The organism is Halarcobacter sp., assembly GCF_963676935.1.
In the GTDB taxonomy this organism is placed as follows: Bacteria; Campylobacterota; Campylobacteria; order Campylobacterales; family Arcobacteraceae; genus Halarcobacter.
In genome coordinates, this window is record NZ_OY781470.1 from 2,100,430 (window position 1) to 2,119,227 (window position 18,798).

Here is an 18,798-nt window from a genome sequence, read left to right on the forward strand (position 1 = left end):
TTTATATTTTTATTATTGTAGCTTTTTCTTGATTACAATCAATATTAATAATTTTGTTTTTTGCTACAATAAAAGAAAATTTAAGGAATCTAATGCTACTTGACAAAAATAACTTACCTTTAGTATCAATGGAATTTATGAATGAAGTACATTTTGAAGATATAGCTATTATCAATGAATTGTATGAATTAATTATACAATACGAGGAAAATGTAAATATCAATAATGAAGAAAAAGTAAACACAAAATACATGCAATGGTATAACCATACAGTAAAACACTTTGAAAGAGAAGAGATACAAATGATTGAAAAAGGTTTTCCACCTTATCATATGCATAAAGCTGAACATGAAAATGCATTAAATCTTATGAATCAGATTTTCAAAAAATGGGAAGAAACAAAAGATATCAAAATATTAAAACAATATTTAACAGAAGATTTGCCTAAATGGTTAATAAATCATATTCAAACTATGGATACAGTAACAGCAATGTTTTTAAAAACTGGATTAAGTCCTTGTAGTGCACACTAAAAAAAGGAAGATTAGAGAAAGCGGTTAATCTTCCTTTTTAGAATTTACTTTGACATGTATGCTTAAAATAATTATAGCTTAGAATTAATTTTTCTTTTTCTTTTTTCTGTACAAAAAATATACTTTTTAAAAACTATTCAAAATCAAATGTGATTTTTATTGATAAAATTAATCTATTTTAGAAATATGATTGGTTAAATATAAGTGGAGCGGGAAACGAGACTCGAACTCGCGACAATCTGCTTGGAAGGCAGAGGCTCTAGCCAACTGAGCTATTCCCGCAATAGAGTTTATTTATAAGATGGTGGGTCATGAAGGACTCGAACCTTCGACCACTCGGTTATGAGCCGAGTGCTCTAACCAGCTGAGCTAATGACCCAACTGTATAAACAAACTCAAAATGGCGGACAAGGAGGGATTCGAACCCTCGGTACCGTTGCCAGTACGCATCCTTAGCAGGGATGTGGTTTCAGCCAACTCACCCACTTGTCCTCGTTTTAGGGTTGTAATTTTACTTCCTTTGTACTTAAATATCTCTTAATTTTATAACTTTTTTTATGAATAATTATATTCATTATAGAAATTTCATTAATTACTTTAAGTTACTAGGGTGTATAATTTTTGAAAGAAGGATATGTTATGGACAATAAATTCAAAAAAATAGTTCCATTTTTAACAATTCTTTTAACAATAACTTTTATATTAGGTTCATATTTTTTATATAAGAATGAAGTTGAAAATATAAAAGAACGCTCTTATAGTCGAATAAATCATAGTATTTATCATTTGAAAGAATATTTTTCTATATCAGAATCTTTTTTATTTGCGATGAAATATACTATTGAAGATAAATTAAATAATCATTGTCCTTGTAGTCATCCAAAATATAAAGATATAAATTTTGATTCAAATCTTTTTTCTTTGGAAAATAAAGACTCAATTTTAATTGGTACTAAGAAAAATTCAATAAATTTATTCAAAAATGAGATAAATGGTACTCTTTATTTAAAACCAATTTTTTTGGCAGCACAAAAAATATTACCTGATTTAAAAAAAATATATTATAAATCAAAAAATAAATTTATTTTTGTATCACCAGATTTAAATATAAAAAATGAAAAACAATTAGCTTTACAATATACTTGTATATCATGGATAGATTCTATAAATAAAATTGACTCCTACAAACAGTTTATAATCACAAAAGCATATATAGATAATATTTCAAATGAGAAATTAATTACACTTTCCCTTCCTATATATAAAGATAAAGAGTTTTTAGGGATAGTAGCCATAGATATAAAACTAAACACTTTAGTAACTTATATAAATAAAATCCCTTTAAGAGGGAATATATATATTATTGATAAAAATGATAACTCTATCACATCAAAATTTGATAAACAGTTAAATAAAAAGATTATATTTGACAAATCATCTTTAATAAAAAAAGAGATAGTAGAAAACCAACTATATATCGCTCATCCTCTTAATGAAAAAAAAATACGAGAAGAAGCCTTTTATAAAAGTCTAGGAAAGATTTTTATTTTATTTTTAATTTTTATTATTAGTATAATACTTATCTATCTAAAAAATCTTTTAATAAAAGTTCAAAATCTTGCCAATACTGATTCTTTGACTAATCTTCTAAATAGAAGAGCTATGAAAGAAGCAATAGATAATCAGATAAAGATAAGTAGAAGGTATAAGCAACCTTTATCTTTTTTACTTATTGATATTGACTATTTTAAAAAAGTAAATGATAAATATGGTCATCATATGGGAGATATAGTTTTAATAAAGCTATCAAAACTCTTTAAACAAATAATTAGAGATTGTGATATTGCAGGTCGTTTTGGAGGAGAAGAGTTTCTAATCACTCTAGCAAACACAGATATAAATGAAGCTTTTATTATGGCTGAAAGATTAAGAAAGCTAAGTAATCAAATAAAAATAAAGAAAATAGATATAAACTTAACTGTTAGTATAGGTTGCTATTCTTTAAAAGATGAAGACGACTATGATTGTATATTAAGAAATGTTGATAAACTTTTATATAAAGCCAAAAATGAAGGAAGAAATAGAACAGTAAAAGAAGATTTAGATATTCTCTAAAATCTTCTCAACAACCTCTTTAGGATTTGTTGCTTTATAAATAGGTCTGCCTACTACTATAAAGTCAACTTTATTCTTTTTTGCAAAAGTAATATCTGCAACTCTTTTTTGATCCCCTGAATCTTCTCCAAAAGGTCTAATTCCTGGACATAAAGTTATAAATTCACTTGAAGTATTTGTTTTTATATCTGCACTTTCAAAAGCAGAACAAACAACACCATCAATACCTGATTTAAAAGTATCAACAGCAAGCACAGTTGCTTTTGTTTCAATATCTTCGTTATAAACAGCTTTGAACTCATCATTATCAAAAGAAGTTAATGCAGTTACTGCTAATACTAAAGGTTTGTTTGGAATATCTTTTATTCTATCCATTACTGTTTTCATAGCTCTTTGACCTGAACTTGCATGCACATTAAACATATCAACAAATCCAAATTTTGCAATCTCTTCTGCTGCATCAGCCATTGTATTTGGAATATCATAAAGTTTTAAATCTAAAAATAGTTTAAAGTCTGGATTAATAGCTTTTAAATCTTCTAAAAACTTTTTACCATCTCTAATATAACTTCTTAATCCAACTTTTAACCAGACATCAAAATCTTTGATTTGTTTTACTAAAGCAAGATTCTCTTTTGCACTTGGTAAATCTAAAGATACACAAAGCTTCACTATTAAGCCTTTTTATTAACTTTGTCTAAAAGACCATTAATAAATTTTGGAGCACCATCTGAAGCTAATTTTTTTGATAATTCAATTGCTTCATTAATTACGATAGCTTTTTCAAGACCTTTAAACATAATTTCAAATATTGCAAGTCTTAAAATCGATTTTTCTACACTTCCAATGTCTTTAATCCCACCTTGTGTTAAATGACTTACAATCTCTTCATCAATAGCTTCAATATGTTCAACAACTCCATTGAAAAGGTCAAGCGCAAACTCTTTTTGTTTGTTTCTGATTTTTTTATCTTCTAAAATCTCATCAACAAATTTTACTATCCCTTCATTTCCTAAATCATAGGCATAAAGTAATCCAATTACAGACTCTCTTGCTTGTGTTCTAGTTGCCAAATTTATTTCTCCATTTCACTATATAAATCTAACATCTCAATAATAGTAACCATAGCTTCAGCACCTTTGTTTCCAACTTTACTTCCAGCTCTTTCGATTGCTTGTTCAATAGTATCTGTAGTTAGAACACCATTTGATACAGGTTTTCCATATTTAAGAGTAACTGTTGCTATACCTTTTGTAGCTTCTGCTGAGATATAATCAAAGTGAGGAGTAGCTCCTCTAATAACTGCACCAACGCAACATACTGCATCATATTTTCCAGTTGCAAGTGCTTTTTCTAAAGCAAAAGGGATTTCAAATGCACCAGGCACTAAAATAAGATCTAAATTTTCTTCATTTCCCCCATGTCTAATAAATGCATCTTTTGCACCTTCAACTAATCTATCAGTTATAATATGGTTAAATCTTCCATTGATTACGGCAACTTTTTCATCACCTTTTAATCTTAATTTACCTTCTAAAATATTCATTTAATTTTCTCCAAAAATTATTGTAAGGTATTAATTATACCCTAATGCATCTTTAATAGCAAAAATGTCATCTACCGTCTTATACAACTTATCTATTTGAAGCATATTTGGTCCATCACTTAAAGCAACAGATGGATCAAAATGTGTTTCAAAGAAAAATCCATCTACACCAACGGCTGCTGCTGCTTTTGCTAAACTTGGAACTATTGCACTATTTCCACCTGTAGTTTCACCTGTACTTGGAACTTGTGCTGAGTGTGTTGCATCAAAAATCACTGGTGCGTATTCTCTCATAGCTATAAGATTTTTCATATCTACAACTAATGCCCCATATCCAAAAGTGTTTCCTCTTTCACAAAGCCAAACTCCATTTTCTTTTGAAGCTTGGAAACTTACCTCATCTACACCTCTAGTTTTTAAAACTTTCTCAACTGGATGTTTCATACTGTTTGGTGCTAAAAATTGCCCTTTTTTTATATTTACTTTACAAGAAGTTTGTGCTGCTGCTACTAAAAGATCTGTTTGTCTACAAAGAAAAGCTGGAATTTGTAATACATCTACAACTTCAGAAGCAGGAGCTGCTTGATATGATTCATGTATATCAGTAATAAGTCTATATCCAAATTGCTCTTTTACCTCTTGGAACATTTTTAGTCCTTCATCAAGACCTGGTCCTCTAAAAGAGCTTAAACTTGTTCTATTTGCTTTATCAAAAGATGCTTTAAAATAAAAATCTACTCTCTTATCTTCGCTTAAAGGTTTTAGCATCTCTGCAATTTTCATAACTGTATCTCTATCTTCTAAAACACATGGTCCAGTTAATATAATCATTGTTTATTCCTTAAAAATATTGTTTTTCTCTCTTCACCTGTATATGCGTAATAAAACTCATAAAAATTTTGAGCAATATATTCTATATCATCTCTTGCATTTTCATCACAAGCAAAAAGTATTTCATCACCAATTTTTAGAGATATATCTAAACTTGGTACAAGAATAGATTCTTCTTCTCTTTGAATTAAAAGTGGTATTATATTGTTTTTTTGTTCTCTATTGTATAAAGAACGATTAAAAATCTCTAGAAGTATATCTTTTTCTTCTTTTAAGGCATTATAAACTTGTAAGGCACGCTTATTATCAATTTTTAATTCATATAAAAGAGGTTCTTCATCTATAATTTGAAGTAAATTTTTAACAACTTTCGAACCCCATTCATCATCTTGTCCAAATAAAAGCCTTATAAATTTATCCGACAAAGGGCTTATTAAAGCATTTGTTGTTTTATTTATAAGTATCCTTGAAGGCATAAAGATATGGTCAATTTTTGCACTTTTAAAAATTGAAAAATCATCCATCTCATTTTCTCTTGCTATTGTCATAATTTTTGGATTTAGCTTTCTTGCTGTTGCAAGTATAGATAGATTTGTTGTATCATCATTTGTTGCAGATATTATTGCAACCGCATCTAATATTCCAACATTCAACAATATATCTTTGTCATCTGCATTTCCAAATGTAATTTTAAGAGAATCACTTTTATGAAACTTATCAACTTTTAATTGGTCTAATTCAACAAATTCAGCCTCTACACTACTTAGTTTCAAATTTTCATAAATATGTTGTCCCATTCTTCCATATCCACAAACAATATACTTTCCTTTTGGGAAAAGGGGAAGTCTGGCATTTAAATTATCAATTTTATAAATCCATTTTTCTAACTTTAAAAGATTTGGCGCATTTAATGCCATTGCAATCTCATTTGAAATTATAGAAAATGGATTTGCTATTATCTCTACATCTAAATCTTTCAAATTTTCACTATGATTTATAGTTGTTGATTTTACTGCAAGTCTTACATGAGGATTTAATAATTTTGAAGTCAAAGCTATTCTAAGATTTAAAGAATCATCATCAAAAATTGAAACTAAGCCTTTACAATTATGACTTTTGATCCCTGCTTCAATTAAAGCATTAGGAGTATATGCATCTGCCACAAGTACAGGAACTGTAGGTGTAAAGTTTTCTAAAACTAACTCATTTGCCCTATTTTCATTTTTTTCAATTACAACAGTTCTTATCTCTTGCTCTAAAGCTCTATTTATTATCTCATTTGTAATCTGATTATATCCAAGTATAATTATATATTTTTGTTTTATTCCTTTTACTTGTCTTCTAAATCTTGCTTTTTCCATCTCCCTTAAAAACAGTTTATCTTGTAATAAAGAGACTAATGAACCAATCCCATAAAACCAACCTAAAACTGTTAAATAAATAGAAAATGTTACCCACAATTTTTGAGGATATGTAAAATCATAAGGGGATTCACCAAATCCAATAGTAGTTGCTGTGTAAGTTACAAAATAAAAGGCATCAAAAATACTCATATGATAAGTTTCTCCCTTATCATTTACACCTTCTATTACAAGTAATCCAATTATCGCAATAGTATAAGTTATAACAATAACTAAAAAAGGTTTTCTCATCCTCTGAAGGATAATAAATAAAGAGCTATTTTTCACTTAAAAAACCTTTTATCTCTTTGATTTAAGAGTATCTCCAACATATAATGCTACTGATACAATATTTGCTAATAATGCACCACCAGACAATGAAATAATTAAGCCAATAACTTCTTGGTCTATACTATAAGCATAAAAAGCAACTGCCCAAATTAATGCTGATGCTATAAGTTGTATATCTGCAACCAAAGAGGTAGCTAATAAAACTGAGCCCATTTGAGTTTTATCTCCAAGCTTTAATGTAGTAGCTATAATATTTACAACTATTGCTGCAAGAAGTTCATATTTGCTATGATGTTCTAAAGAACTCATATCTCCGTAAAAAAAACCAAAATTAAGTGTCATAGCCAAAATAATAAAAAAACCTGAAATAACCTTATCTAGATTCATAAGTTTCATCCTCCATATATTTCCTATATCTAGTATTCTACCAAATAGTTTATCATTTTATCATGTACTCTGGAAACTTTATTTAAAAACACAAGCCTTCAAATAAAATAGATTACTAGTATAAGAAACTAGGTTTTACAAATTTAATCTTTTTTTGAAGAAACAAAAAATCCACTTACAACAATAAGTGAAATACCTAAAACAATCCATAAATCAGGAAAGGCATCACCTAAAATAAGCCCTATCATAATAGAAAAAGCAATATTTGCATAAGATATTGTTCCTATAATACCTGCTTTTGCTACAGAATAGGCTTTTGTCATATAAACCTGAGCTAATGTAGCAACACCACCTAAACAAAATATGTAGATCCAGTCTCCTGGCTGAGGCATTACAAATTTTGCAAAAATAAAATCATATTTCTCATTTATATAAAATTCTGATATCAACATTAAAAGAAGTGGACCTAAAGTACCTATTCCCATAAAAGATAATACTATAGTTCTTCCATCATAATATTTTCTAAGTTCTCGTATTGAGGTATATGCTAAACCTGCACCTACACCACATAATATACCTAGCCAATCAGTTTTATCTAAAGTACTACCATCAAATTTTGTAATAAATAAGATCCCTATAAAGCCTATAAAAACTCCAAGCCAACCTTTAAAGCCAAGTTTTTCTTTCACAAAGATATAAGCAAATATTGCACTAAAAATTGTAGAAGTTTTAGAAAAAGTCATAGCTTCACCTAAAGGTATGTTTGCAATATTATAGAAAAAAAATAAAAGTGCAACAAATCCAGCTAATCCTCTAAAGACAAGAAGCATTGGCTTTCCACCTTTTTGGGTCAAAGGTGATTTATAAATTGAAATAAGTATTAATAGTACGCCAAAAACATTTCTAAAAAAAACAACTTCAATTGAACTCATAGAGCCGCTAAGTTGTTTTGCAAAGGCTCCCATACAAGCGAAGCAAAAAGAAGCAAAAAGCATATATTTAATACCCAAAGTTACATTATTGGTCATTAAAATTCCTTAAAATAAAGATGGCATTTTATAGCTTTTCTTTTTAAATAAAGATTATTAATAAACTTAAATTACAAAATTAATATTTTTAGCTATTTTTAGATAAAATTCTGACAATTACTATAAACAATGAGCATTGCTCTATTAGGAAAAGAATGGAATATTTAAAAATTAATGGCGAATTAAAATTAAATGGTGAAGTGGAAGTCTCTGGAGCAAAAAATGCGGCTTTACCTCTAATTGCAGCAACAATCTTAGCAAAAAATGAACTTTCTATATGTAACTTACCAGATGTTGTTGATATTAACACACTTTTAAAATTGATAGATAAACTTGGTGGAAAATTCACAAAATATGATGATTGTATTAAAATTGATACTTCAAAACTAAATAAAACTACAGCTACATATGATATTGTAAAAACAATGAGAGCTTCAATTTTAGTTTTAGGTCCTATCTTAGCAAGATTTGGTCACTGCGAAGTTTCATTACCAGGAGGTTGTGCAATAGGACAAAGACCTGTTGACTTACACTTAAAAGCTTTAGAGGCAATGGGTGCAAAAATTAATATTAATCATGGATATATTGAAGCTACTGCACCAAATGGGCTGAAAGGAACAAAAATTGTATTTGATAAAGTTACAGTAGGAGGAACTGAAAACATAGTTATGGCTGCAGCTTTAGCTGAAGGTACTACTACAATCATTAATGCAGCAAAAGAACCAGAAGTACAACAACTTTGTGAAATCATAAGGGATTCAGGAATAGAAATTGAAGGTATTGGTACATCAAAACTTGTAATACATGGATCAAATAAGCAACTATTAGATATGAAAAACTTTGATGTAATTCCAGATAGAATTGAAGCTGGGACATATATGTGTGCAGCAGCAATTACAAATTCGAAACTTAAGATTACAAAAGTGAAACCCATCCATTTAGAAGCTGTAATAGCAAAACTAGAAGAGATGAACTTTGAAGTTATTCAAGATGATGATTCTGTAACTATTTTACCAACTGATGAGATAAAACCTGTAAATATTATTACAAGTGAATATCCAGGTTTTCCAACAGATATGCAAGCTCAATTTATGGCATTAGCAACACAAGCAAATGGTACTAGTACTATTGATGAGAGATTATTTGAAAATAGATTTATGCATGTTAGTGAATTATTAAGATTAGGAGCTGATATCCATTTAAATGGAAATATTGCTACAATCAATGGAGCTAAAGATACATTAAATGGTACTGATGTTATGGCAACAGACTTAAGAGCATCATCAGCATTAGTTTTATCTGCACTTGTTGCAAAGGGAGAAACTTCTATTCATAGAATTTATCATTTAGATAGAGGATATGAAGATTTAGAAGGGAAGTTAAATAAAATCGGAGCAAAAGTAGCAAGATATAAAGAATAGATTATTATCTTATTTAAGAAATAATTTAATAAAATAGATTTAAAGAAGATTAAAGGTTATTATATGAAATTAGAAATCTCATTGTTTAGATTTGATTACAAGTCAGATTATTTACCATATTACACAAAAAATTTTGTGAAGATTAAAAATGAAAAGTCACTTCTTGATATATTAAATAATATCAATATTGAATACCCATTTGAGTTTAGAAGTGCAGCACATTTTCCTTTAGTAATAAATGGTATCTATACATATGCTTCAATAAGTATTGATGAACTAGTAAGTAATTTTGGAACAGACTTAGTGATTGAACCAATATCTATAAGAAGAGCTCACACTGACTTAATGATAAATGATGCAGACTTTCATGAAAGATTAAAAGTATTATCTGAATTTATTACAGAAGAAGATAAAAAAACTTATGAAAGTTACAAAATTTACTTTTATGCATCAAACACAATTAACTATGAATATGACTATATTGGAGATTCTATATTATTATTAGCTTATGATTTAATTGAAAAAAATCCAAATTTAGAAAATGATATTTTAGAAGCTATAAAAGACTACGATACTTCTATTGAATACAATACTAGTTTAAAAAATAGAGTTTATAATTTAGATTCTAAAATAGTAGAAAAAATCAATTCAATAAAAGAAAAATTAAAAATTATTAAACCTAGTAAAGAACAAAATCTATTTTTAGATAAAAAAAATAGTATAGATTTTGGAACTTTTAATGAAAACTTCAGTGTTAAATACAATTTTGAAGATTTTAATCTTGCTTATTATAAAGGTTTAGAAGAAGACTCTCAAGTAACTGCTTTGCTGGGAAAATTAAGTGCAAAAATAATAAACACTCCAGCTATGAATACAGACTTAGCATTAGAAACTTTTTATATTAATTCTGATTTTTCTATGAAGCTTTCTTCAACAGTGATGTTAGAAGCCTTTGATAATAATGCAGATTTATTAATCGTAGACAATGATGAAATATTTTATCTTTTTGATTCAAATAGAAAAGCTATGGAAAAAGTTTCAGGTAGAGCAATTTTAACTCCAGTTATACATAAAAATGAACTACAAAAACTTGTTTCAGGTGAACATGACATAATTAAAGAACAACTGAAAAAACATATAGTTGATCCAGAAATAATATAATGAGATAAGATGATATTAGATATAACTTTCATCATTTTTGGATGTTTAATAATTGTATCAATAATACCGCTTTATATTTATAGAAAAGAGATATACAAAAAATTTAATAGAAAAGGTGATATTAAAACTTTTTTTAACGATACAAAAAACTATTTAATTAGTAATTATCCAAAAATTCCATTTAATTTTGATATTTTAAAAAAATTTGAAGATGAAAAAGATATTAAAATCAAAGAAACACTTATAGCTGAAGAGTTTGTCAAACAATTTACTTATTTTGAGTATGAACTTAATACTCAAAATAGCGTACCTCATGAGAAACTATGGAGTAACTATGATCAAAATTCAAAACTACTAAAAGACAATAAATTGCCAACAGATTGGGCACAAAGAAAAAAAACAGCCTGGATGAGAGATGATGGTAGATGTAACAGATGTGGCCTAAAAATAAATTTAACAAATACAAATGCTCTTTTAGTAAAACAGATGAAAGATGGTGGTGGATTCAATCTAGAAAATATTGTTATTTTATGCCACGACTGTAGCAGAATTATAAAATCTTCTAATTTAGAAAAAACAAGAAAAGATCTAAATATTTTAGATAAACTTATAAAAAAAATACATTTTTAATCAAATTTTAAAATATTTATTAACTATTTCTTGATGCACATTTTTTCTATCTATATTTTCTTCTAATTTACTATTTTTTTCTCTTAGTTTTATTAATACTTTTTCTAAAAACTCATCTTCTAGACTTTTCAATTTAGATAACTCATTTCTAATATATGTCAAATCTTTATTTTTAGGGATTATATATGGGGTTATAACTATTACAAGATTTTTATTTTGAGAATTATTTTGTCTATTTTTAAATAGCTCACCAATCAAAGGTATATCTCCCGCTACAGGAATTTTTTGTATAGTATTCTCTTTTTTCTTTTCTATAAGTCCACCTATTATTACACTCTCTCCATTATTTAATATAGCTTTTGTGTTAATCTCTTTTTTGGAAGTATCAGGGTTAACATTAAAACTATTTCTATTTTTTATATTTTCAACTAAAGTAACAACATCTAAAAAAACTTTTTGTTCTTTTGAGATTCGGGGTTTAACTTTTAAACTAAGCCCAACATCTTCTCTTTCATAAGTAATACTAGTATTACCTCCATCTGTAACAGTTCTTCCTGTTTGAATTGATATTGTTTCTCCAACATAAATTGAACTTTCACTGTTATTAACACAAAGAATAGAAGGTTCAGATATTATATCTAGACCATAAGTTTTGTTTAAAAGATTTAAAGAAGCTCCTAAAGCGATAGTTTCACTAACATTTGGAATATCTAATCCAATCACTGAAGTATCAATTGCAATTGCATTTCCTCCATTTAAATTAGAAGCAAAAGTATATAAACCTCCCGAATAAGTTTTACCACCTAGTATTCCATAACTAATCCCTATCTCTTCAATTAAATCATTATCTAACTCTATAATTAAAGCTTTTATATATACTTGTTTTTTAGGTTTATCTAGTTTCTTTATTAAATCTTCTAAATTTTCAATTTGAGCTAAAGTTGCATTTATAATAATTGAATTTGTAATCTCATCAATTCCTATTACAGGTTTAATTTTGTTTTTATATTCTCTTTTAGAAATAATACTATTAAGAGTTTTTGCCACACTATTTGCATCATTATTTTCTAAGTAAAATAATTCATTAAAAGTTTTATCTTTCACTTTACTTGATATAAATACTTTATTTTTTTTATTTACAGTTCTATTTTTTAACTTATCTTTTTTTACTACTCTAATTATATTTTTATTTTCAACTAATGCATAACCTTTAGATTTTAAGCTGTATTCTAAGATATCTAAAAGGCTATTTTCATCTATAGGAGAATTGGATATAAAATCCACACTACCTTCAATTTTTTCAGTTAGGAGTATATTTTTACCTATTTTTTTGGAAGTAATGGTGATTAACTCTTCAATACTTAAGTCTTTAAAATTTATATTAATTAACTTGGAAGAATAACATTGGCAGATAAAAATCAATAATATGAGAATAAATTTCATAAGAGCACTTTTTAAATAATTTATAAAATTATATTTTAAAGTATCTTAAAGTTAAATATTAATCTCCCTTGGAAGTTGTTTTTTTAATTCTTCATATTGTTCATCTGTTACATCTAAAGTTAATTTTACTTTATCACTAAAATCTTTATTAGTTATTGAAATTTCTAGATTGTTAATTATATATTCTACCAAAGATAAAATACTATAATCAAATTCTAAATTTATACTTTCTAATTTTTCATATTTTATTAATTTTGAAGAATTTATAACTAAATTAACAGTATCACTATATGCTCGAACCAAGCCACCTGTTCCTAATTTTATACCACCAAAATACCTAACAATAATTACCCCACAATTATAAGTTCATTTCCAGCTAATACATTTAGTGAGGGTTTTCCACTAGTTCCTTTGGGTTCCCCATCATCGCTAGAATTCTCTACAATTTGATCAAATTCATTTAAATATCTATAGGCATATACATAGTGTCTTGCTTTAGGATGTTCATTTTTAATTTTTTCCATCAATAAATCAAAATTATCATAAGGAGTTAAATAAGCAATAAACTTTGATTTTTTTTCTTCTAAAACTTGAATATAATCTTTATTAATAAAATACATTTTTTTATTTTACTTAAATAATCTGATTTAGAGCTTTTTTTTATTATAATTACAAGTATGAGATTAGACATATATCTAACAAAAAACTTTGATATACAAAGTAGAAATAAAGCACACGAAATAATAAAATCTAAAAAAGTAAAAGTTGATGGAATCACTATAACCAAACCCTCTTTTATTGTAAATGAAGATTCAAAAATTGAACTATTAGAAGAGGATTTTTATGTAAGTCGAGCAGCTTATAAGTTAAAATATTTTTTAAATGAAATTAAAATTAACCTATCTAGTTTAAAAGGACTTGATATAGGAAGTAGTACTGGTGGTTTTACACAAATACTACTTGAATCAAATATTAAGAATGTAACTTGTGTTGATGTGGGTTCAAATCAACTGCATGAAAAAATAAAAAATGACAAAAGAATAATATTTTTTGAAAATCAAGATATTAGAACTTTTACTTCAGAAAACAAATTTGATGTTATTACTTGTGATGTTTCATTTATATCAATTTTAAATATTATAGATGATATTAACAGATTAGCAAAAGATAAAATAATAATCCTCTTTAAACCCCAATTTGAAGTAGGCTCTAATGTTAAAAGAGATAAAAAAGGGGTTGTAAAAGATAAAAAAGCTATAGTTAAAGCAAGAGAAAAATTTTTAGACCAATGTAAACTATTAGGTTGGAAATTAAACTATTTTGCACCTAGTAGACTTGAAGGAAAAGATGGGAATGAAGAAGAGCTCTTCTATTTTAATAAATAAAAAAAATATTACAGCCATAGCGCTTGGTGGATTTGATGGGATGCATATAGCTCATCAAGAATTATTTAAACATTTAGGAGAAAATGGTGCTGTTGTCTCAATAGAATCAGGTTATGCAAATCTAACTCCTAAAACATATAGACAAGAATATTGTAAGTATCCAATTTACTATTATGTTTTAGATAATATAAAACATCTATCAGGTGAAGAGTTTATCTCTTTATTAAAAGAGGAGTTTCCAAACCTTCAAAAAATTGTTGTAGGTTTTGACTTTTGTTTTGGGAAAAATAGAAAAAACTGTATATCTGAGTTAAAAAATCTATTTAAAGGGGAAGTTACTGTCGTTGAAGAAATAAAATTTGACGGAATACCAGTTCACTCTAGAATTATACGTGATTATATAAAAGATGGAGATATAAAACAAGCTAACAAACTTTTAGGAAAAGAATACAAAATATTTGGAAATCAAATAAAAGGTCAAGGCTTAGGTTCAAAAAGCTTTGTTCCAACAATCAATTTAAATGTAGAAAACTTTATTCTTCCAACGGAAGGTGTTTATATTACCAAAACAATTATAAATGAAGAGGAGTTTCCATCAGTTACTTTTTTGGGACACAGAGTTACAACAGATGGTAGTTTTGCAGTCGAAACACACGTAATAGATAAAAATATTAAAAATAGATTCTCTTTAGTCCAAATAAAATTTATTGATAAAATAAGAGATAATAAAAAATTTAATTCTTTTGATGAATTAAAAAAACAGATTGAACTTGATTTAAAAACAGCAAGAAAATATTTAAAGTAGAGTTAATTAATACTCTATTCTATTTCTACCATTTGATTTATATTTAAACAATAATCAAACTCTTTTTTATTTTATTAAATTATTGTAAATCATTATTAATATTCATTTAGATAAAATATCTCTTATGACAGATAAGGTATTTGAAAAAACAATTAACAAGCAATTTGAATTTGATGAAGAAGTAGCATCAGTATTTGATGATATGCTAAATCGTTCAGTTCCTTTTTACAAAGAGATGCAAAGACTAACAATAAATTTTGGTCTAAAATTTCTAGAAAAAGATGACAAAGTTTATGATTTAGGTTGTTCTACTGCTTCAACATTAATTGAATTAGCAAAACACTCACCCTTTCCTCTTGAATTAATAGGAATTGATAATTCTGAAGCTATGCTTTCACGTGCGAAAAAAAAATCTAAAGCATTTGGCGTAGATATTAAACTTATAAATGAAGATTTACATAATATCTCTTACGATAATGCAAAGTTAATTATCTCTAACTATACACTTCAGTTTATTAGACCTTTACAAAGAGAAAAACTCGTAAAAAAAATTTATGATAGTCTTGAAAAAAATGGTGTTTTTATATTTTGTGAGAAAGTTATCTCTTCTGATAAAATACTTGGAAAACAGTATATAGATGAATATTATGAATTTAAAAAAACTCAAGGTTATAGTGAATTTGAAATTGCACAAAAAAGAGAAGCTTTAGAGAATGTTTTAATACCTTACACTGAAGAAGAAAATAAAAAAATGATTTTGGATGCTGGCTTTACCCATTGTGAAACACTATTTAAATGGGTAAATTTCAGTACCTTTATTGCAATAAAAAAATAAAAGGATATATATGTTAGAAGTTGGACAGTCTGCACCAGAATTTTGTGCTTTAAATCAAGATGATATTGAAATATGTTCTAGAGATCTTTTAGGAAAATGGATTGTATTATACTTTTATCCAAAAGATATGACTCCTGGTTGTATTAATGAAGCTTGTGATTTTACAGCGGCAGAACCAGAATTTGATAAACTAGATGCTATTATCTTGGGTGTAAGTCCTGATGATACTAAAAAACACAGAAACTTTATTGAGAAAAAAGAATTATCAATTACACTTTTAGCTGATGTTGATAAAAAAATGTGTGAAGCATATCAAGTTTGGCAACTTAAAAAATTTATGGGCAAAGAGTTTATGGGTGTTGTTAGAACAACATTTATTATAAACCCTGAAGGTAAAATTGCTGCAATTTGGGATAAAGTAAGTGTAAGAAAGAAAAAAACTGTAAAAGGTGAAAAAATAGAGATACTTCATGCAAATGAGGTTAAAGAAAAATTAGAAGAGTTACAAGGAAAATAATGAAACTTTTAACAAAAACACTATTTGCATTATTTGCTACATCTATCCTTTCTCAAGGATTATCTGCAAAAACAACAATTTGTTATAAAAAAGACTGGAAATCTCCTGCTACAATTGAATCAGAAAAATTAGATGGTGGAGAGTGCAAAAATGAATTATCATATAAAGATATGTTAAGTCAAGGTTGGTTTCTAAAAGATATTAAAATTGAAAAAGGAACAAAAGGACTTAATTATATTTATGTATTTTCTGATAAAGAGATTGTGAATATTAATAATAAAAATTTCTTAGATAACAAATATCAAAAGCTAGATTATAGAGCAATCGCTTCAAGAATAAGTGATGTAAATGAAGAAACAGCAAAAATTGATATTGGAAATTTGAGAATTGGACAAAGTGCTATTATTCAACATTTTTATAAAAATAACCAGTCTCTAATTGTTTCAAATGCATATGTAACAGAATCAAATGAAACTAGTTCAACAATCAAATTTATTCCATTTTTAGATATAAAGCAAAATGCGTTACCAACATCTAATAGAAAACCTAAAAATGGCGATGTGGCTATAATAAATTATCTTTATAACGCATCTTTAATTATTGCACCTTCTCAAGATGCATTTACAGCAATAAGGGAAAAATTTAGAGATAACAATTTTATTCATTCAGATTTATTTGCTTCATACTTAAAAAACGAAGGGATCCCTTTACCTTCTAAAAAAGTTATTCAAGATTATGCAATCTCTCAAAACTTAGGAACAATATTTTTTATAATTGATAGTACAGTTTATATTGTTGATTCAAAAACTTTTGCAATTTTACAAAAAGACAATATTGCATATAATTTTGTAGAAAATAAAAGAATGCCATTTTATACAAGAATTGAAAAGATTCAAAAGAATTTAATAGATTCTGTTTTAGATTATAAAGGTTGGATTGCATTTATTGAAGAGTTTCTAGGTGATGATAAAAGAAGTGAAGAAGAGATTTTATTAGAAGATCAAATTGCTTCAGGTGAATTAAAAATAGATGCTGAAATCTATGCAAATTATTATAAAACAATATTAGGTATAAAATAATGATAGAACAAAAACATATTGACTACTTTGTAGATATTGTTGAAAAAGAAAATGTATATAGTGATAAAGCACATAAGATAGCTTATTGCTATGACGCAACAAAAGAGAGATTTGAACCAGATGCTGTTGTTTTTCCAAGAAATGAACAAGATATTTCAAAAATATTAAAATATTGTAATGAACACAAAATAGTAATTGTTCCAAGAGGAGCAGGGAGTGGTTTTACAGGTGGTGCCCTTCCATCAAATGGTGGAATTATTTTATCTTTAGAAAGACATATGAATAAACTTCTTGAAATCGATATGGAAAATATGGTTGGTGTTGTTCAACCAGGACTTATAAATATGCAATTTCAAAAAGCAGTTGAAGAAGTAGGATTATTTTATCCACCAGATCCAGCAAGTGAAGAATACTCAACTTTAGGTGGAAATGTATCTGAAAATGCAGGAGGAATGAGAGCTGCAAAATATGGTATAACAAAAGACTATGTAGTTGCATTAAGAGCTGTTTTACCAAATGGAGAGATAATCACAGCAGGGAAAAAAACAATTAAAGATGTTGCAGGATACAATACAGCAGGTATTTTAATTGCAAGTGAAGGTACATTAGCAGTTATTACTGAAATCACTTTAAAGCTTATACCAAAGCCAAAATTTAAACAAACATATATGGGAGTTTTTCCTGATGTTAATAAAGCTATGAATGCCGTATTCAAATCACTTGCAAGTGGAGCAAATCCTGTTGCAATGGAGTTTTTAGATACCTTAGTTATTAAAGCTTTAAAACAAAAGTTTCCACAAGTTGAACTTCCTGAAAATGCAGGTGGAGTTTTAGTTGGAGATGTTGATGGTTCTTCAGAAGCTGAAATCAAAGCTCAACTTGAAACATTAAAAGAATCATTTGCAAATAATGGATCAATTGACTTTATAATTGCAAAAGATGAAGAGCATGGAAAATCTTTATGGTTTGCAAGAAGAAATGCAAGTCCAGCTACAGCTATTTATGGAACTAAAAAATTAAATGAAGATATTTCTGTTCCAAGATCAAAACTTCCAGAAGCTCTTGACTCAATATATGCTATAGGTGATAAATACGGATTTAATGTACCTTGTTTTGGTCATGCAGGTGATGGGAACATTCACGTAAATGTAATGGTTAAAGATAAAAACAATCCTAAAGAGATGGAAGATGGACATAAAGCAATTGAAGAGATTTTCCAATTAGTTGTTGATATGGGTGGAACATTATCTGGTGAACATGGAATAGGTTTATCAAAAGCACCATTTATGAATATTGCATTCAATGAAGCAGAAATACAATTATTTAAAAATATTAAAAAAGCATTTGATCCAAATAACATTTTAAATCCATTTAAAATGGGTCTATAAAGA

General features: G+C 27.3%; 19 protein-coding genes, 3 tRNA genes and 1 pseudogene. 11 read left to right on the forward strand and 12 right to left on the reverse strand.

From position 1 onward, the window contains the following. Positions 1-92: 92 nt before the first annotated feature. A complete protein-coding gene (locus tag ACKU4C_RS10230) occupies positions 93-533 on the forward strand; it encodes a hemerythrin family protein (protein ID WP_321311770.1) in 441 nt (146 codons plus the stop codon). A 205-nt stretch (positions 534-738) separates the two neighbouring features. On the opposite strand, the gene ACKU4C_RS10235 is transcribed toward ACKU4C_RS10230, so the two are convergent. From ACKU4C_RS10235 to ACKU4C_RS10245, 3 genes are all read right to left on the reverse strand, one after another. After that, a tRNA-Gly gene (locus tag ACKU4C_RS10235) sits at positions 739-815 on the reverse strand. A gap of 20 nt (positions 816-835) precedes the next feature. Beyond that, positions 836-912: transfer RNA gene (locus ACKU4C_RS10240), tRNA-Ile, on the reverse strand. Between the two features lie 22 nt (positions 913-934). Continuing rightward, positions 935-1,025: transfer RNA gene (locus ACKU4C_RS10245), tRNA-Ser, on the reverse strand. A gap of 147 nt (positions 1,026-1,172) precedes the next feature. Between ACKU4C_RS10245 and ACKU4C_RS10250 the strand changes: the two genes are divergently transcribed. Next, on the forward strand, positions 1,173-2,648 hold the full coding sequence (locus tag ACKU4C_RS10250) for a diguanylate cyclase (protein WP_321311771.1): 1,476 nt from the start codon (positions 1,173-1,175) through the stop codon (positions 2,646-2,648). Here ACKU4C_RS10250 and pyrF read toward each other — a convergent pair. The 7 genes from pyrF to ACKU4C_RS10285 form a co-directional block, all read right to left on the reverse strand. Continuing rightward, entirely contained in the window at positions 2,634-3,320 is a 687-nt protein-coding gene (pyrF, locus tag ACKU4C_RS10255) for an orotidine-5'-phosphate decarboxylase (RefSeq protein ID WP_321311772.1), read from the reverse strand. The two genes, ACKU4C_RS10250 and pyrF, sit on opposite strands and share 15 nt — an antisense overlap. A gap of 2 nt (positions 3,321-3,322) precedes the next feature. Next, complete coding sequence (nusB, locus tag ACKU4C_RS10260) at positions 3,323-3,721, reverse strand: transcription antitermination factor NusB (RefSeq protein WP_321311773.1); 399 nt, start codon at positions 3,719-3,721, stop codon at positions 3,323-3,325. 2 nt (positions 3,722-3,723) lie between these two features. Continuing rightward, a complete protein-coding gene (gene ribH, locus ACKU4C_RS10265) occupies positions 3,724-4,194 on the reverse strand; it encodes a 6,7-dimethyl-8-ribityllumazine synthase (RefSeq protein WP_321311774.1) in 471 nt (156 codons plus the stop codon). Positions 4,195-4,224: 30 nt separating this feature from the next. After that, positions 4,225-5,025 (reverse strand): 3-deoxy-8-phosphooctulonate synthase, encoded by an 801-nt coding sequence (kdsA, locus tag ACKU4C_RS10270; RefSeq protein ID WP_321311775.1) that lies wholly within the window; start codon positions 5,023-5,025, stop codon positions 4,225-4,227. Next, positions 5,022-6,713: an NAD-binding protein gene (locus ACKU4C_RS10275; protein ID WP_321311776.1), complete on the reverse strand. Its 1,692-nt coding sequence runs from the start codon at positions 6,711-6,713 to the stop codon at positions 5,022-5,024. Before ACKU4C_RS10275 ends, kdsA begins: the two co-directional genes overlap by 4 nt. A 12-nt stretch (positions 6,714-6,725) precedes the next feature. Continuing rightward, positions 6,726-7,103 (reverse strand): DUF6394 family protein, encoded by a 378-nt coding sequence (locus ACKU4C_RS10280; RefSeq protein ID WP_321311777.1) that lies wholly within the window; start codon positions 7,101-7,103, stop codon positions 6,726-6,728. 143 nt (positions 7,104-7,246) lie between these two features. Beyond that, positions 7,247-8,131 carry a DMT family transporter gene (locus ACKU4C_RS10285; RefSeq protein ID WP_321311778.1) on the reverse strand — a complete coding sequence of 295 codons (885 nt, stop codon included), beginning with the start codon at positions 8,129-8,131 and terminating at the stop codon, positions 7,247-7,249. 155 nt (positions 8,132-8,286) lie between these two features. Here ACKU4C_RS10285 and murA point away from each other — a divergent pair, with 155 nt between their 5' ends. The 3 genes from murA (at position 8,287) to ACKU4C_RS10300 (ending at position 11,343) form a co-directional block, all read left to right on the forward strand. Continuing rightward, positions 8,287-9,552 (forward strand): UDP-N-acetylglucosamine 1-carboxyvinyltransferase, encoded by a 1,266-nt coding sequence (murA, locus tag ACKU4C_RS10290; RefSeq protein WP_321311779.1) that lies wholly within the window; start codon positions 8,287-8,289, stop codon positions 9,550-9,552. Positions 9,553-9,615: 63 nt separating this feature from the next. Continuing rightward, positions 9,616-10,713 (forward strand): DUF5644 domain-containing protein, encoded by a 1,098-nt coding sequence (locus tag ACKU4C_RS10295; protein ID WP_321311780.1) that lies wholly within the window; start codon positions 9,616-9,618, stop codon positions 10,711-10,713. Positions 10,714-10,722: 9 nt separating this feature from the next. Next, on the forward strand, positions 10,723-11,343 hold the full coding sequence (locus ACKU4C_RS10300; RefSeq protein ID WP_321311781.1) for a hypothetical protein: 621 nt from the start codon (positions 10,723-10,725) through the stop codon (positions 11,341-11,343). On the opposite strand, the gene ACKU4C_RS10305 is transcribed toward ACKU4C_RS10300, so the two are convergent. Beyond that, the gene (locus ACKU4C_RS10305) at positions 11,344-12,786 is read right to left on the reverse strand and encodes a secretin N-terminal domain-containing protein (RefSeq protein ID WP_321311782.1); all 1,443 of its coding nucleotides are present in this window, start codon (positions 12,784-12,786) and stop codon (positions 11,344-11,346) included. It lies immediately after the preceding gene. Positions 12,787-12,837: 51 nt separating this feature from the next. Continuing rightward, positions 12,838-13,406, reverse strand: a pseudogene (locus tag ACKU4C_RS10310) (YigZ family protein). 57 nt (positions 13,407-13,463) lie between these two features. Here ACKU4C_RS10310 and ACKU4C_RS10315 point away from each other — a divergent pair. The 6 genes from ACKU4C_RS10315 (at position 13,464) to ACKU4C_RS10340 (ending at position 18,795) form a co-directional block, all read left to right on the forward strand. Continuing rightward, positions 13,464-14,171: a TlyA family RNA methyltransferase gene (locus tag ACKU4C_RS10315; RefSeq protein ID WP_321311783.1), complete on the forward strand. Its 708-nt coding sequence runs from the start codon at positions 13,464-13,466 to the stop codon at positions 14,169-14,171. Next, positions 14,140-14,976, forward strand: a complete 837-nt coding sequence (locus ACKU4C_RS10320; protein ID WP_321311784.1) for a bifunctional riboflavin kinase/FAD synthetase — start codon at positions 14,140-14,142, stop codon at positions 14,974-14,976. Before ACKU4C_RS10315 ends, ACKU4C_RS10320 begins: the two co-directional genes overlap by 32 nt. Positions 14,977-15,100: 124 nt before the next feature. Beyond that, positions 15,101-15,811, forward strand: coding sequence for a carboxy-S-adenosyl-L-methionine synthase CmoA (gene cmoA, locus ACKU4C_RS10325; protein ID WP_321311785.1), 711 nt, complete (start codon positions 15,101-15,103; stop codon positions 15,809-15,811). A 10-nt stretch (positions 15,812-15,821) separates the two neighbouring features. After that, positions 15,822-16,328: a thioredoxin-dependent thiol peroxidase gene (gene bcp, locus ACKU4C_RS10330; RefSeq protein ID WP_321311786.1), complete on the forward strand. Its 507-nt coding sequence runs from the start codon at positions 15,822-15,824 to the stop codon at positions 16,326-16,328. Then, positions 16,328-17,407 (forward strand): plasminogen-binding N-terminal domain-containing protein, encoded by a 1,080-nt coding sequence (locus ACKU4C_RS10335; protein ID WP_321311787.1) that lies wholly within the window; start codon positions 16,328-16,330, stop codon positions 17,405-17,407. Before bcp ends, ACKU4C_RS10335 begins: the two co-directional genes overlap by 1 nt. Next, entirely contained in the window at positions 17,407-18,795 is a 1,389-nt protein-coding gene (locus tag ACKU4C_RS10340; protein ID WP_321311788.1) for an FAD-linked oxidase C-terminal domain-containing protein, read from the forward strand. The genes ACKU4C_RS10335 and ACKU4C_RS10340 overlap by 1 nt, the downstream gene beginning before the upstream one ends. The last annotated feature ends 3 nt before the right edge of the window (positions 18,796-18,798 follow it).